Origin of the sequence: Deinococcus aquatilis DSM 23025, assembly GCF_000378445.1 — a bacterium.
GTDB lineage: Bacteria > Deinococcota > Deinococci > Deinococcales > Deinococcaceae > Deinococcus > Deinococcus aquatilis.
In genome coordinates, this window is record NZ_KB899735.1 from 16,655 (window position 1) to 31,716 (window position 15,062).

Genomic DNA, 15,062 nt, shown 5'->3' on the forward strand with positions numbered 1-15,062 from the left:
GGCAGGCAAAGGGGAAGGCTTGTGCGGTGAAGAACGAGGATTCAGGCTGCTATTTGATTCCAACATGGCTTCGGCACAGGCTGGTCAGAGGCCGTTTTCACCCAGACTTCTGACAATGGCAATGCCGGGAGTTCTTCCTGGAGTCACAGGAGCCTCTGCTTCCCGGGCTTGCACAGCGTGAGGGGAGACCAGGTGATCCACACCAGCCAGGCTGAGGCTGCCCAGAGATGATGAGCAACGGACCCGGACGTGTACGAGAAGCCGTATTCAGCAAGAGCGTGGGCCATCAGGCGGCCTGATCGCTCAGGCCAATAAAACCCACCTGAGGGGGATAGAGGAGAGCATGTGAAGCTCCTGTCAATCAGTTTGGGAAGCGAATGAGGTCGGTGGCGACGTTCCAGAGACGGCGGGCGTTCTCAGCATCCAGCGCGTACGGGGCGACCCCGATGTAGTCGGCTGGCCGCTGGGTGACTGCCTCGGCTTCGTTGAGGTCTTCGAAGTACCGTCCGCCGATGCCGTCCAGGAGGGGAGAGGCAGCCAGTAGGACCGAGGTGGCCGCCCCCTGCTGCACGGTTTTCTGGCGTTCCACTGGGGTCTTGAGACCGCCGGTATGTTTTTGCAGGTTGGTGGCGATGGCTCCAGGATTCAGGGCATTGGCCGTGATGCCGTCCTGGGCCCAGCGCCGGGAGGCCTCAACGGCCAGAAGGATGCTGGCGGTCTTGGACTGACCGTAGGCCGTCCAGGGATCGTAGGGCCGGAAGCGGTAATGCAGGTCGTCGAACACCACGGGGGAGAGGAGGTGTCCATTGGAGGCCAGCGAGACGATGCGTGCGCCGTTGGCAGCAGCGAGGGCGTGATGGAGGCCCAGAGTCAGCGCGAAGTGCCCAAGGTAGTTGGTGGCGAACTGCAGTTCCCAGCCTTCCGGGCTCCGTTCCAGTTCTGGGAGAGCCATGATACCGGCATTGTTGACCAGAAGATGCAACGGGCCTGTCCAAGCACTGGTAAAAGCGTGCACGGAAGGCTGATCTGCCAGATCAAGCCGGGCCACCTGAACATGGGGGTTATTGGTGGTGGACGTGATGGTGTCGGCGACAGTCTGTCCGACCGTGGTGTTGCGGACCGCGAGGGTAACGTGGGCGCCGACACTGGCCAGGGCACGCGCCGTCTCCATGCCGAGGCCAGAGGCCGCGCCCGTGACCAGCGCACGTTTTCCAGTGAGGTCGACGCCTTGAAGCACCTGGTCAGTGGTGGTATGAAAACCGTAAGGGGTCTGAAGGGGTGTCATAGGCTGCTCCTTTGCTACACTGTTTTAAACGGAGGCTCCTCCGCAGTGGGGGCCAGATTAGCGGAGGAGCCTCCGTTTTACAAGAGGAAATAGATCACCATGACGGATACCCAAACGCCCCGCCCCAAACGTCAAGACGCCCAACGCAACCGCGAGACCATCCTGGCCGCTGCCGTCGCCACCTTTTCTCAGGCTGGCCTGGACGCCTCGCTGGAAGCCATCGCCCGGCAGGCTGGAGTCGGCATCGGCACCCTCTACCGTCACTTCCCCACCCGGGAAACTCTGGCAATCGCTGCCTATCAGCACGAAGTGGAACAGCTCTGTGAGAAAGCTGCGGAACTGCAACGCACCCTCTCACCGGATCAGGCCCTGCGGGAGTGGATGGGGCGCTTCGTCGGCTACGTCGCGGCCAAACGTGGGATGGCCCCCATCCTCCGCACGGTCTTGTCTCCTGAAGATGAGTACTTCACCGACCTTCGGGCGCAGATCCATGGTGCGCTGGATTCCCTGCTGCGTCATGCCATTCAGGTAGAAGTGATTCGGCCCGACGCCAATGTGCCTGACGTGATGCAGGCGATGAGCGGCGTCTGGCTGGTCAGTGCCGAACGCGAATGGCGTGATCAGGCAGAGCGGCTGCTGGATCTCCTGATGGATGGCCTGCGCTACGGTGCCACCAACCAAACCACGAACCGCAGAACACTTTGAGAAGATGGTCCACACTCGTGTACCCGTCCCTGGTCACAGTGGTGGAGTCGGCTCCTCCTAGGCTGCTGTTGGCGTTGAGCTATCTTCAGTGCCTTCAGAACCAGACTGGTATGGATGGTCTCGCGCATCGCCCAGCCAATGAGCTGGCATCAAAACAGATCCGTCACAACTGCCAGGTATAGGCACCTCTGTCCAGATCCCGCTGAACACGGGCACGCTGCGGCCTTCCTTACCCTGCAAAAATCCCACTGACACTCGGTACATCAATTGTCAGGTGAATTGAAGACGATGTTGCTGACTACAACAGTAGATCAGCGATTTTCCTTGGCAAAGAAGGCCACAGCTCCTCTCATGATTTTCCGCTCCATTCGGGCGATGTCCAGCTTGCGTTCTCACTGAACAGTCCGGTCTTCTTGCGCAGCACGGGCTGCAATGCCCTGTCCAGTCAAGGCTGGATGGCCCTGAAGAACCCGCTGTTCGTGCTACCTCACCCAGCGAACTACCAACGGTGGAGCAACTCCGAAGTGGTGTGGGACCTCAGCACGGCCTTTGCCAGTGGGCAAAACGACTCGAATGGCGTCCTGCTCAGATTCCACACTGTGCATGATGCGCGGTGTGTTTATCCTGCCCTCCATTGTGGGCGCATCAAAACTGAATCAGTGTTCTATCAAACTTCAACAAGTCCATTGTTGGACGTGGATGACTTTTGAAGGAGAGGTTCTATCGCCCGCCAGGTGCTCAATAGAAATGCTGGTCACTAGCTTTTCAGTGATCTCCAAAGAGCGTTTCTAAACAGGGGTGGTTCAGAAAGGATTGATGTAGGTATGATGCCTTATGCATTTTGGGAGGAAGAAAGTTGACAAAATGCAAAATTCTGTGGGGGAGATTCGATAGCAGGTGCTTTAAGCTGCCAAACATTCAAAAGTTCTGGGACATATTGTTTTTTGCGCATTCAGCTGAGTCGTAAGGAGAGCAGATGAGCCATAAGATCACCGACCACAAGAAGCAGATCACTTTTCTCCTAGCTCTCAGCATGTTGGGTAGCAGTGCAAGTGCACAGGGCACGGTTAAAGTCGGTGTGCTTCACTCGTTGACCGGTACTATGTCCATCTCGGAGATCACAGTGGCCAATGCTGCGCAACTCGCCATAGACCAGATCAATGCGGCGGGCGGCGTGATGGGCAAGAAGATTGAAGTTGTGAAAGAGGACGGTGCCTCAGATTGGCCCACCTTTGCGACCAAGGCCGAAAAACTGTTGACTCAGGACAAGGTTGTCACCGTATTCGGCGGTTGGACCAGCGCGAGCCGCAAAGCCATGTTGCCCGTCTTTGAAAAGAACAAAGGCCTGCTGTTCTATCCGGTGCAATTTGAGGGCAACGAGTGTAGTCCGAATATCATCTATACCGGTGCCCAGCCCAACCAGCAGGCTCTCCCTGCCCTGGAATGGGCGCTCAGTAAAGGCTACAAAAATATCTTCCTGTTGGGTTCTGATTACGTTTACCCACGGACGGCCAATCTGATTCTCAAAAAGCACATCGCTGCCAAGGGTGCCAAACTGGCAGGTGAGGAATACGTCGCGCTGGGCGGCACTGAATTCAGTTCGGTCATCAACAAGATCAAGGCCGCCAAACCGCAGATCATCATCAATACCCTGAACGGGGATAGCAATGTATCGTTTTTCAAGCAGTATCAAGCTGCGGGTTACAGCGCCACTACCCTGCCTGTGATCAGTTTCTCCATTGCTGAACAGGAAGCGCAGTCTATCGGGCCAGCCCTGCTGACCGGACAGTACGCCACCTGGAATTACTTCCAAAGCTTGCCCAACCCGACCAACAAGAAGTTTGTAGCGGCCTATCAGGCAAAATACGGCAAGAATGCGGCCATCACTGACCCGATGGCGCACGCCTATATGGATGTGTACCTCTGGAAAGCTGCTGTGGAAAAAGCCAAGAGCTTTGAACCCAGTGCGGTGAGAAAGGCCATTGTCGGAATCAGTATGGATAGCCCACTGGGCAAGATCACAGTGGCGGCCAACGGCAGCCTGACGCAGGCCGTGTATACCGGGCAGTCCGGTGCAGGCGGGCAATTCAAGGTAATTGGACAGAGCAAAGGCGTGGTGACTCCGCAACCCTACGACGCTCTCACTTTCCCTGGCAAAAGCTGCCCTTGAGGGATTGATTTCCCAAATGTCCAGACCTGGGGCGGAGTGTGCTGAGCCAAGAGGGTTCAGCTTCTCTGCCCCACCCAGTTGAATCCCTATTACACCTGGGTGAAGGAGCCAAGCTATGGATTCCGTTTTCTTGTTTGGGCAACTGTTTACAGGTCTATCGGTAGCCAGCCTCCTGCTGCTTACTGCCCTGGGGTTGGCCCTTAGTTTTGGCCTGATGCGGGTCATCAACATGGCCCACGGAGAATTTTTGATGGTCGGCGGCTACCTGACCTTTCTGGCTGCCCAGGCTGTTGGCCCCGGCTTCTTGTGGTTGGCCTTTCCACTGGCCTTCGTGGGCACGGCGCTCCTGGGGGCGCTCCTGGAAGCGACGGTGATTCGGCGGCTCTACGGCAGGCCGCTCGATACCCTTCTGGCAACCTGGGGCATCAGCCTGATCTTGCAGCAGGCGGCGAGACAGATTTTTGGTTCCACGGGTGTGCCAGTGACCGCTCCGCCTTGGCTGAATGGGGCCGTGACTATTCACGGAGGTCCACTTGATAGCCTCACCTTTCCCTATGTCCGTCTGTTTGTGATTGTGCTTGCGCTGGTGGTGTTGGGTGGGATGTGGTGGCTGCTGAACCGTACCCGGTTTGGGATGCATGTTCGGGCGGTGAACCAGAACCGCGAGGTCGCTTCGATTCTCGGCGTGAACACGCGGCGACTCGATCTGCTGGTCTTCGCCCTTGGAGCGGGTATTGCGGGCATTGCGGGGGTTGGACTGGCGATGTTGTCTCCAGTCAACCCGACAGTCGGAGCGGCCTATATCGTCAACGCCTTTCTGGTGGTGGTCGTGGGCGGTGTCGGCAGTGTGCTGGGCGCTGGAGCCGCCGCCCTCCTGCTGGGCTTTGTCACGGCGCTTGCTGAAGGCCTGACCAGTTCGAGCCTTGCACAGGCCACCTTGCTGATTCTGGTGGTGGTGTTCTTGCAGTGGAAACCACGGGGACTGATTCCCACCCAATCGCGTGCCCTGGAGGAAGGATGAACCGGGTGGCGCAGCCCATCTTGCTGGTGGTCACCGCTGGGGCGCTGCTGCTCGCCCCCTTTTATCTCAGTGCGTATGGCCTGACGCTGCTGGGAAGGGTGCTGGCCCTTTCGATTGCGGCCATCGGCATCTGCGTCGTCTGGGGGCGCGGCGGTATTCTCAGCCTGGGGCAGGGATTGTTCTTCGGGCTGGGTGGGTACTCCCTGGCGATGCACCTGAAGCTGGCCGCGACTCCTAAGGGTGAGTTGCCTGATTTCATGGTGTACAACGGAGTCGAAGCCCTTCCCTGGTTCTGGGTGCCGTTCGTAAATGGCCCCTTCGCCCTGGCAATGGTGGTCATTCTGCCGACGCTGGCCGCAGCAGCGGTGGCCTGGTTGATGTTCCGGCGGCGCATCACCGGCGTCTACATCTCGATTATCACTCAGGCCTTGGTGTTAGCCTTCGTGACCTGGCTCAATGGGTCTCAGGGCCTGACCAGCGGCACGAACGGCATCACTGATTTTCACACTCTCCTCGGCATTGATCTGCGCGGTGAACACATCGCCCGCAACCTGTACTGGTGCACTCTGATGGTCTTGGGCGCGGCCCTCCTCAGCACTGCTTGGCTTCTCAGGACCCACTTCGGCACGCTGCTGACCGCCATCCGTGACAATGAAAACCGGGTACGCTTTCTGGGATACCATCCCGCCGCCTACAAAATTGCCGCCTTTGCGCTGGGCGGCCTGCTGTCTGGTCTCAGCGGTGCCCTGTACACGCTGCATCTCGGTACCATCTCTCCGGCCATGATTGGGGTGACTTTCAGCATAGAACTGGTGATCTGGGTGGCGTTGGGTGGCCGCAACAGTCTGTTGGGAGCGGTGGGCGGACTGGTCCTGGGCCAGTTGGCCAAAGACAAGATTTCGAGCGCTGTGCCGGACGCCTGGCTGTATCTGATGGGAACCCTGTTCGTGGTGGTGGTACTGGTGCTTCCGCAGGGCGTCGCCGGTCTGCTGGAGCGCCGCAAGCCTGCCGCTCCGCGCCGAAAAACCCTTGGGGAGGTGAGCGATGTCGTCTCACCCTGAAGTGCTCCTCGAAGTTCAGGGCGTCACGGTGAGCTTCGACGGATTCAAGGCGCTGCAAAATCTCAGTCTGAGTGTGCCGCGCGGGAGTCTGAGGGTGCTGATCGGCCCCAACGGTGCAGGCAAATCTACTTTGCTCGACACCATCATCGGCAAAGTGCGGCCTGTCAGCGGCGACGTGCGCTACCGGGGCCAGTCGATTATCACCTGGCCCGAGCACCGTATTGCCAACCTTGGCATCTGCCGCAAGTTTCAGGCTCCAGGCGTTCTGGACGGCCTGAGTGTGCGTGAAAATTTGCGGGTGGCTGCCAAACGTACCAAAGGGGTGTGGGCGAGCTTGACCCGCACCACGGGCCGCGCCGAAACGCAGCGGATAGCAGAGTTGCTGGAGCTCATTAACCTGACCGGCAAGGCGGATCAGCGGGCGGATAGCCTCGCCCACGGTGAAAAACAGTGGTTAGAAATTGGCATGGTCGTGGCGTCTGATCCCGAACTGTTGCTGCTCGACGAGCCAACAGCCGGAATGACCGCGCAGGAGACCGCGAAGACAGCCGAGCTGATCCGCTCACTGTCAGGGCGACACACCGTACTGGTGATTGACCATGACATGCAGTTTGTCGAACTGCTCGACGCGCCGGTGACGGTGCTCCATCAGGGACAGGTATTTTGCGAAGGCGACCTGGCCAGCCTGCGTTCAAACGCCGATGTGATGGAGATTTATCTCGGGCGACCCAAAGACGAGGGGCATCACAAAGGGGTCGGCTATGCTCAAACTTGAGAACGTCAGTGCCGCATATGGGCAGAGTCAAGTTCTCTGGGAAGTCAATCTGGAGCTGGGAGACGCCGAAGCGGTCACGCTGATCGGGCGCAACGGCGTCGGCAAGACAACATTGCTGCGGACCATTGCTGGCCTCCATCCGGTCATGAGCGGCGGGGTGCGCCTCAACGGAGAACAGGTCGAACAGGACCCCGCTTTCAGCCGTGCCCGAAGAGGGTTGGCGTATGTACCTCAGGGCAGGGGCCTGTTCCCTCACCTCAGCGTCCACGAAAATCTCCTGATGGGCTTGCCCGCCCTGACTGGACGTGAAACAGCAAAGGTAGAGATTCCAGCCCTGGTCTACGATCTGTTTCCCATTCTGCACGATATGGCGCAGCGCAAGGCGGGAAACCTGAGTGGCGGTCAGCAGCAGCAGGTGGCGATTGGCCGTGCCCTGATCACGCAGCCGCGTTACTTGCTGCTTGATGAACCCACCGAAGGAATCCAACCCAGCATCGTGCAAGACATCGAGCAGGCATTGGTGCGCATTCGCCGGGAACTGAGGGTAGCTGTCTTGCTGGTCGAGCAATATCTTGATTTTGCCTGGGCTTTTGCAGACCGCTATTACGTCATGCAAAAAGGCTGCCTGGTGGAAACAGGGCTGACGGCTCAAACGGCGACCCAGGATGTTCAGCGGTACCTGGGGGTCTAAGTACGTCGCAGTTCATTTTTGGATGAAACGAGCGGACTTGCAAAGCTGCGAAGCAGGGCGAGTATCAAAGAAAATACGTCGTCGTGGGAATGGAGCTTTATCCCGCCGTCTGGGGTAAAGCGGCGTCCTGTTAACTACGGTGTACTTATCAGGACGCCCTCCTCCGTTCTGAGCCACACCAGGGCATGGCCGAAGAGCAGGGGATCCGGGGCGGTCATGTCGGGGCCTACGCTCTACAACGTGGTGATTACCGACGCATTCGCGGGCTGGTGGTGCTCATCCAGATTGTGCTGCCTTGACCAGCTCAGGGGAGGCTGACCTATCGTGACCGATAAGGCAACCCAACTCTTGTCACAGGTCTTGGTTGTCGGTGCTTCCATTCTCACCCCGGGGAACAGGGCCGCTCGGCACGCCATACTGCGCTATGGCCCGCATCCTGCTGACCGGCGGACGTGCGCCGGCCACCCTTGAACTCGCCCGCCTGTTCTTGAGGCAGGGCCACCAGGTCGAGCTTGCTGAAAGCTGGGGGATCTACGCCTGCCGCTTTTCACGCGCCACTGGGCGGCACTGGCCCCTTCCCCCACCCCGGCAGGCGTTCGCTGCCTTCTCGCAAGCTCTGCAGCAGCTGGCCAGCCAGCGCCGCTACGACCTGCTGATTCCTACCTGTGAAGAGGTGTTCTGGGTGGCGCGGGCCAAGCCGCTCCTGGAACCCCAACTGCGCGTGCTGTGCCCGCCACTTGCCGAACTGCGCGAGCTGCACGATAAGCATGCCTTTTCTCAGCTGATCGCCCGCTGCGGTCTGCCCGGACCCGTCACCACTCTGCTGCAAAGTCCAGAGGCTGTGAGCCTGTACGCTGCAGGCGCTCCAGCGTCGGTCTATAAACCCAGTTTCTCTCGATTCGGCACCCGGACCCTGATCTGCCCGTCCAGAGCTGCCCTGAGCGGCCTGCGCCCCACACCAGAGCAGCCCTGGAGCGCACAGCCGTATAAGGCCGGGCAGGAATGGTGTGCCTACGCCGTACTGCAGACGGGCCGCGTCGCCGCGCTGGCCGTTTATCCCTCGCAGGTCAGGGTGGGCGGTGCCAGCGTTTATTTTCAGGCGGTTCGGCACGCTGGTATCGAGCGCTGGATCGAGAAATTCGGCCACGCCACGAAGCTCAGCGGGCAGCTGGCCTTCGACTTCAAGGAGGATGCTGACGGCCTCTGGGCGCTGGAATGCAATCCACGTCTGACCAGCGGCATTCACCTCTTCCGCGACCAACCGGAAGTGACCGAGGTGTACCTTGATCAGTCAGCTGCAACTACCTTGCACGCCCAGCCAGCTACGGCGCTGGCCCTGAAGACGGCGATGGCGCTGGGCGGCAAGCTGCGAAGTGTTCCAGAATGGCGGGCCTGGGCAGCCGCGCGGGACGTGATGTACGCGCCCTACGACAAGCTACCGGCTCTGGCGCAACCGCTCCTGGCCGCTTCGCTGGCACTACGCGCCGCACGCCTGCGGGTGGGTCTGCTGGCCGCGACCACCCACGACATCGAATGGAACGGTGAGGCATGAAGCTCGGCAGCGACGCTTCGCGAATCGAGTGGCCCCCCACCCCCGATGGCGACTACGCCCGGCGCGCCTTGACGCCCCTGTTGCAGCGGGGTGCAGCAACGTTCGTCACCAATGCCAGGGTACGGGTGGCGGTGCTGACTGACGCCCAGACAGCCCTGCCGATCACCTTTGATCCTGGCTGGCATGACAGTTTCACGGTATCGCCGGTCACGCACCTGGTGCACTACGCCGCGCAGGAGCTGTACCAACTGGGCCGGGCCGCCCCACTGGCCGCGCCGCTGCTGAGAGGCCTGGGCCTGGGCCTGCGCGGTCTGGGATTTGAGCGGACGGTGTACGTCAACAACTGGCTGCTCTCCACCAACCTGTACCCGCACCTGACACCGGAACAACTGCGGGAAGCGACCCACACCCTGCTGGCCGCCTTTCCCGACCGGCCGCTGGCCTGGCGGTCTCTGGATACGGCACGCCATGCGCTGCTGATCGGCACGTTGGAGGCGGCTGGCTATCTGCGGCTCCCCAGCCGCCTGGTCACGTACCAAGACCCACGTGAGGCGGCCTTCTGGCGCAATGCCCAGCTGCGCAACGACGCCAGCCGCACCCGCCGTCCGGCAGCTGAGCCGGTGCTGCACGACGCTTTCACCGATGCTGATTTGCGTACGGCCCTCACGCTGTACCAGCAGTTGTATCTGGGAAAATACTCCACCTACAATCCGCAGTTCACCCTGCCTTTTTTGCAGCTGGCGCACCGTCAGCGGCTGCTGGAGTTGCGAGGATTACGGGTGGACGGAGTCCTCAAGGCGGTACGGGGCAGCGTGAGACGCGCAGGCGTGATGACCTCACCTGTGTTCGGGTATGACCTCAGCGCTCCTCAGAAGGAAGGCTGGTACCGGCGGTTGAGTCTGGGCGTGCTACAGGACGCCCGGCAAGAAGGCCTGCTGGTCAATGCCAGCGGCGGTGTCGGAGCCTTCAAACGCGCCCGTGGCGGTGTGGCTGTACCGGAGTACACGCTGGTATTTACCGCCCACCTGCCCAAAGCCCAGCAGCAGACCTGGACACTCCTGGCAAGTTTGCTGGAGCGCTTTCTTCTGCCGTTTCTGATCGAGCACGACCTTTAGGGCGGCTGGCCCTCTGACTGTGGTGCTCCCGATCCAGCTGGACGATATCGACCTTGCCAGAGGAAACGAACACCTGACGATGCTGGGTAAGGGAGCACAAACGCCGGACGGTACTGCTTGAACCCTCCCGGCCTGATCTGAGTGCCCCTGGGCGAAAACGGATTCATTCCCTGCGTCTGCTGAGCCGCACCATGCTCTGTGCCCTGCGGACTGGAGGTGTCTGGTGTCCCTTCCTCCTGAATTTTCCGAGCTGGTGCGCGGTCTAAGCCCAATTTCGGACATGGCACATCCATGGAGTGCCCCAAGAACGGAAGCGTTGAGCAGCCGGACGAACCGCTCAGCTCACGGCAGGCAGGATTGATGGTCAAAGCGCGAAAACCAACGCGGCAGGTGGCATGATTCGGCTGCTGCTCGGGAGGCTCGCTCAGGACCCGCCTCCGGACAATGCACAAACACTCCCCTCATGAGCTGGGCTTCCCGGTCTGCTGCGCCGGGTGCTGTGCTGCGCGGATGGAAAGTGCCAAGAAGGCACTGGCCGTCCTCTGCCGCCTCGTCTTCTGAAATCCCCCACGCTTCACGGGTTCAGCCACTGCTTTGCCTATGCTGGAGGAGTGAAACGCCTTTGCTTTGCGCTACTTAGCCTGCTCCTGCTGGCCCCTCCTCCCCTGGCAGAGCGGGTCACGGTGCCCGGCACCACGGTCAGTATCAATGTGCCGACCGGATTTATTCCCATGCCTCCCGATGTTCTTCAACTCAAATATTCACGTGGCGGGTTGCCGCCTGCTCAGGTCTACTCCACACCCGGTCCGAATTGGGAAGTCAACATTGCCTTCGCCCTCAGGAATGTAGCGCTGCCCAAGAGCGATCTGCTTTCTGTGCAGAAATCTCTGGAGAATTCGGTCAATAAAACGCCGGGCTTTCGCTGGGTCAAGCGTGGTATCGAGCGCGTGGGCGGGCGAGACTGGATCGTGCTTCGATTCTGGGTAAATGGATTGGACACTCCAATCTACAACCATTTACGTGTGAGTGCCGAGGGCCAGCAGACGCTGTTGGTGACGGCCAATGTGACCAAAAAGCTGTATGCCAAATATGCGCCTCAGCTGGACGCCGCGATGCAAAGCCTGAAGTAACGTAGCCAGAGCGGAATTGAAGGGGGCCTCCCGCAACACTGAGAGTGATTCAGTCTGAACACGATCAGCGCAGGGCAGCTACGGCCCGCTCAACGAACCACCGGTGGCGCTCCCGCATGCTCCGCTCCATTTCGGGGTCCAGTCCCCAGGTATGCAACTTTCCTGCCGGTCGCAACGCCGCATACAAATCAAAGAGTGGCAACGCACTCAGGTCACGCTGTGAACGTGCCCTGTAAGTCTGGGTCAGCTCGTTCATCTCATCTTCTCCGAAGAAGAACAGCCATTCGAGCCGAGCATTGCCGACATCCATGAGGGAATCGCTGATACCAGCATCCTCCCAGTCAATCACTGCGGCCAGCTTCCCGCCATCCCACAGTACATTTCCCGGCCATACATCTCCATGTATGACCGCTCCTGCGCCGGTCAGAGACGGCCAGAAATCGTCGAGTGCATCCCGGATCAATGTCTCCGAAAGCGTGTCGTCGGGCTGGGTGGGACGCGCAGGGAGTGACATTTTTTGGGGGAGAAATGCGGTATCCGCGTCTACCCGCACGTCTTGATGCAACCGCACGAGATATCTGGCGACAAGTGCGGCAGCCTGCGGAACTTCCGACAGCGTGAACTCGCTCGTTCCCTGTACAAACTCACTGACCAGAAGGGAACCAGGGATGAGGCTCGTGGAGTCGTCGAAGGCCAGGGGTTCTGGAACCGCGAGTCCTGCGCGGCGCAGCGTTTCAAGAAGCCTGAACTCGTCACGCGCGATATTTGGATTTCGGGCGCTGTCCAGTGCGCCGTATTGACGCACCACGACCGTCCTTACCTGACCCTTCGGTGCCAGCAGTTCCACAGCGGTCACGGTCGCAGATACGCCGCCGTGGAGCGGCCACGCCCGAACGACTTGATGGTGAGCATGGCTGGGGCGCAGCAGGCGACTGAACAACGCAAGATCCACAGGGTGGATGGTAACGCGAAAGAGCGGGGGGAAGGAGATCAGTATTGGACTGAGCCGGAAGTACCGGTTCAGCAGGCAAGTTACCTCTACGGCATGTAGGCACAGTGGGCTGGCCCTTGAAAAACCAGGCTGAATGTTTGAACTCTGGGGACGCCTTGGTTTCCAAGAAGCGTCTCATGTCATTGACGAAGGCGCATGCGGGCCTGGGTAGGAGAGTGGGCTGCACCGCTCAGCAGCTGATAACTTCACTTTTTGATCGTACTGGACGGCGTAAATAAGGTTTCTCTTCTGTTCCCCGACAGGAATGATCAGAGGGAGTTTCGGCTCACGAAGCATTTTGCTCCTACATCAGTGTGTGGGGAAGAGAGGAGAAAACCCCTCACCTGCGCTGCTGCCTGAGCGAGGGATTTTTTGTTCAGATGGGTTCAATATTCCCTTTCCGTCACTCCAAGTCTTCCTCTCCATCAGGCCAATTCCCTTACACTAGGGTATGTTCCGTCAGCTTCCTCCTCAGATTCCTGCCCCTCCTGCTCACCTGCGGTTGTGACCCGGCCCCTGCGGATTCTGTTGGTCGATGACAGTCCCATGGATCGTCAGCTGGCTGAAACCGCCTTTGACCTTCTGGATCAGCCATGTACCTTCCAGACCGCTGACAGCGGACAGGACGCTCTGTGGATGCTGATGACGCCTGCTGCCGTCATCCCAGATGTCATCCTGCTGGACATCAATATGCCCGGCATGACCGGCTTCGAACTGCTCTCGGTGCTCAAGACCCACCCCAACCTGAGCGTGATTCCGGTGGTGATGCTCACCACGTCCAGCCGTGACGCCGACATCACCCGCGCCTATACCCTGCACGCCAGCGCCTACCTCATCAAATCCATTGATTTCCAGCATTTCCTGTGCCAACTCAAGAAGTTGCTTGAGTTCTGGAGTCAGGCCCGCTCGACCACCTGGCCACAGATGATCTCTGTATGAAGTGCCGCAATCGGAGGCTGCCCGTAGACTGAGCCGCATATGGATCAGTTTCCCAGCCAGGAATCGATGACGGCGGTCATGGTCCGGCGGGTCTTGATCATCGAGGACTGTCTGGAAGACGCGCTGCTGTTGGGGCTGGCCTTTGAAGATCACGCACCTGAGGTGCAGGTCGAGGCGATTTCGGACGGGGCCACTGCCCTGGCTTACGTCCAGTCGGCCGAACCCCCTCAGGTGGTGGTGCTGGATCTACATCTGCCGGGACAGACCGGAGTCGAGGTGCTGAAGCAGTTGCAAGAAGTGGCTGGAGCGGTGCAGGTGGTGTGCTGGAGCAGTCACGCCCATCCGAAGGAAGTGGAAGCGGTGCTGGCGTGCGGCGCGGCCTACCTGGAAAAGCCCCGGGAAATCACGGGCTTTGGCCGGCTCGTTCAGACCCTGCTGACACTTTGAATTTTGAGCGTCGTGACCCTGGTGGGCGGGCGTACACCTGAATGATTGTTCGACAGGATGATTGTTTCAGTGTCATCCCAATCAACTTCGGCCTCGCCCCGGTTTTGGTTGAGAGATGAGGTGTTTTTTAAGCTCGGGTTTGATCTTCGCAACCTTCTCGTCAGATTCGTCACTCTAGGCTGAGTCATGAACTGCGCCTCTGATTCCTCCTTGCCGCTCTGTCATCTCCGCACCCGATGAGGGAGAGCGATTGGCGGGCTTGGGTCGACAGCCTGCCCTCGTCTCGTCCTCAGCTGCAAGAGGTTCAGGCTCATCTGGAACGTCAAGCGGTACTTGCTGAGGTACGACTCACCGCCGCCATCTGGAAAGGAGGCCGCAAGGCCGAGGAGCGAACGGTACGCGTGGAACTCAACGACTTGAACAGCCAACTGCTGTTTATCCGAACACAGTTGAAAGTGGTCTGATCCCGCGCCATGACGCTGTTTCTGGCTCCAGTCGCGCTGCTCTGGACGATGAAAAATGGTACGCCACTCACGGTCTTCAGTGGATATCCCCCTCTGTGGTCCTGCTGGAGGCACAGCGGTTCTCTGTGAAGGACTTTCAGGCGTTATACGAGCGTGATTATTTTCTCTGCGGACACCCCCGGGTCACTTTGTAGGGCCAGGACATCGTCTGGTGCGCGGCCAGCATGACGCGGGCCTGGTTCTCTGGCCTGGCGAAGAGAATAAAACGGTCGCCAGCAGCAACCGCTTCCGGGTCGCGCCGCCCCTACCCGGTGCAGCGTTGGGACATCCTGGGGGGTCCTCAAGGCATACGAGCGCTACCGACTGAGTCCAGAAGTGCTGACGAGCAGCGACGTGTATGCTATGCAGGTTGCGCTGCAGGACGCTCAAGCCGCTGACAGCAGTCTGAGCACCCGCAAAAGCCCTTCTGGCAGGCCGTGGATCTGTACAGGAGTGAATACCTGCCCGACATGCACACAGCATGGGTCAGCGCTGTCCATGAGGAGTACAAGAACCGTCCTGTGCGGGCCACACTGGAACTGTCGAAGCTGCACTGTGAGACGGGCCAGTAAAAATGAATCGAGAGTCTGCCTGCGCGGCGCGGCTCAGGTGGGATCGAGGTTATCCGGCCCCAGCTTGAACGGCTGGCCTGCACCGGAATGTCAGACGCAGCAGCG

General features: G+C 59.6%; 14 protein-coding genes. 12 read left to right on the forward strand and 2 right to left on the reverse strand.

Annotated elements, in window-relative coordinates:
* Window positions 1–361: 361 nt before the first annotated feature.
* A complete protein-coding gene (locus F561_RS0118415) occupies window positions 362–1,285 on the reverse strand; it encodes an SDR family NAD(P)-dependent oxidoreductase (protein WP_019011439.1) in 924 nt (307 codons plus the stop codon).
* A 99-nt stretch (window positions 1,286–1,384) separates the two neighbouring features.
* Here F561_RS0118415 and F561_RS0118420 point away from each other — a divergent pair, with 99 nt between their 5' ends.
* From F561_RS0118420 to F561_RS0118465, 9 genes are all read left to right on the forward strand, one after another.
* Window positions 1,385–1,990 (forward strand): TetR/AcrR family transcriptional regulator, encoded by a 606-nt coding sequence (locus tag F561_RS0118420; RefSeq protein WP_019011440.1) that lies wholly within the window; start codon window positions 1,385–1,387, stop codon window positions 1,988–1,990.
* Between the two features lie 1,033 nt (window positions 1,991–3,023).
* Window positions 3,024–4,160, forward strand: a complete 1,137-nt coding sequence (urtA, locus tag F561_RS0118425; RefSeq protein ID WP_157451996.1) for an urea ABC transporter substrate-binding protein — start codon at window positions 3,024–3,026, stop codon at window positions 4,158–4,160.
* Window positions 4,161–4,275: 115 nt separating this feature from the next.
* Window positions 4,276–5,181, forward strand: coding sequence for an urea ABC transporter permease subunit UrtB (urtB, locus tag F561_RS0118430; protein ID WP_019011442.1), 906 nt, complete (start codon window positions 4,276–4,278; stop codon window positions 5,179–5,181).
* Window positions 5,178–6,242 (forward strand): urea ABC transporter permease subunit UrtC, encoded by a 1,065-nt coding sequence (gene urtC / locus F561_RS25960; protein WP_019011443.1) that lies wholly within the window; start codon window positions 5,178–5,180, stop codon window positions 6,240–6,242. The genes urtB and urtC overlap by 4 nt, the downstream gene beginning before the upstream one ends.
* Window positions 6,226–7,017, forward strand: coding sequence for an urea ABC transporter ATP-binding protein UrtD (gene urtD / locus F561_RS0118440; RefSeq protein ID WP_019011444.1), 792 nt, complete (start codon window positions 6,226–6,228; stop codon window positions 7,015–7,017). The genes urtC and urtD overlap by 17 nt, the downstream gene beginning before the upstream one ends.
* Entirely contained in the window at window positions 7,004–7,708 is a 705-nt protein-coding gene (gene urtE / locus F561_RS0118445; protein ID WP_019011445.1) for an urea ABC transporter ATP-binding subunit UrtE, read from the forward strand. The genes urtD and urtE overlap by 14 nt, the downstream gene beginning before the upstream one ends.
* A 424-nt stretch (window positions 7,709–8,132) precedes the next feature.
* Window positions 8,133–9,260, forward strand: coding sequence for an ATP-grasp domain-containing protein (locus F561_RS0118455; protein WP_019011447.1), 1,128 nt, complete (start codon window positions 8,133–8,135; stop codon window positions 9,258–9,260).
* The gene (locus tag F561_RS0118460) at window positions 9,257–10,375 is read left to right on the forward strand and encodes a GNAT family N-acetyltransferase (RefSeq protein WP_019011448.1); all 1,119 of its coding nucleotides are present in this window, start codon (window positions 9,257–9,259) and stop codon (window positions 10,373–10,375) included. Before F561_RS0118455 ends, F561_RS0118460 begins: the two co-directional genes overlap by 4 nt.
* 611 nt (window positions 10,376–10,986) lie before the next feature.
* On the forward strand, window positions 10,987–11,505 hold the full coding sequence (locus tag F561_RS0118465) for a hypothetical protein (protein ID WP_019011449.1): 519 nt from the start codon (window positions 10,987–10,989) through the stop codon (window positions 11,503–11,505).
* Window positions 11,506–11,569: 64 nt separating this feature from the next.
* Here F561_RS0118465 and F561_RS28040 read toward each other — a convergent pair whose 3' ends face one another.
* Window positions 11,570–12,457 carry a phosphotransferase family protein gene (locus F561_RS28040; protein WP_040381191.1) on the reverse strand — a complete coding sequence of 296 codons (888 nt, stop codon included), beginning with the start codon at window positions 12,455–12,457 and terminating at the stop codon, window positions 11,570–11,572.
* 543 nt (window positions 12,458–13,000) lie between these two features.
* Between F561_RS28040 and F561_RS0118475 the strand changes: the two genes are divergently transcribed.
* From F561_RS0118475 to F561_RS0118485, 3 genes are all read left to right on the forward strand, one after another.
* Window positions 13,001–13,435 carry a response regulator gene (locus tag F561_RS0118475; protein ID WP_019011452.1) on the forward strand — a complete coding sequence of 145 codons (435 nt, stop codon included), beginning with the start codon at window positions 13,001–13,003 and terminating at the stop codon, window positions 13,433–13,435.
* A 39-nt stretch (window positions 13,436–13,474) separates the two neighbouring features.
* Window positions 13,475–13,882 carry a response regulator gene (locus F561_RS0118480; protein WP_019011453.1) on the forward strand — a complete coding sequence of 136 codons (408 nt, stop codon included), beginning with the start codon at window positions 13,475–13,477 and terminating at the stop codon, window positions 13,880–13,882.
* A gap of 236 nt (window positions 13,883–14,118) precedes the next feature.
* Window positions 14,119–14,346 (forward strand): hypothetical protein, encoded by a 228-nt coding sequence (locus tag F561_RS0118485; RefSeq protein WP_019011454.1) that lies wholly within the window; start codon window positions 14,119–14,121, stop codon window positions 14,344–14,346.
* The last annotated feature ends 716 nt before the right edge of the window (window positions 14,347–15,062 follow it).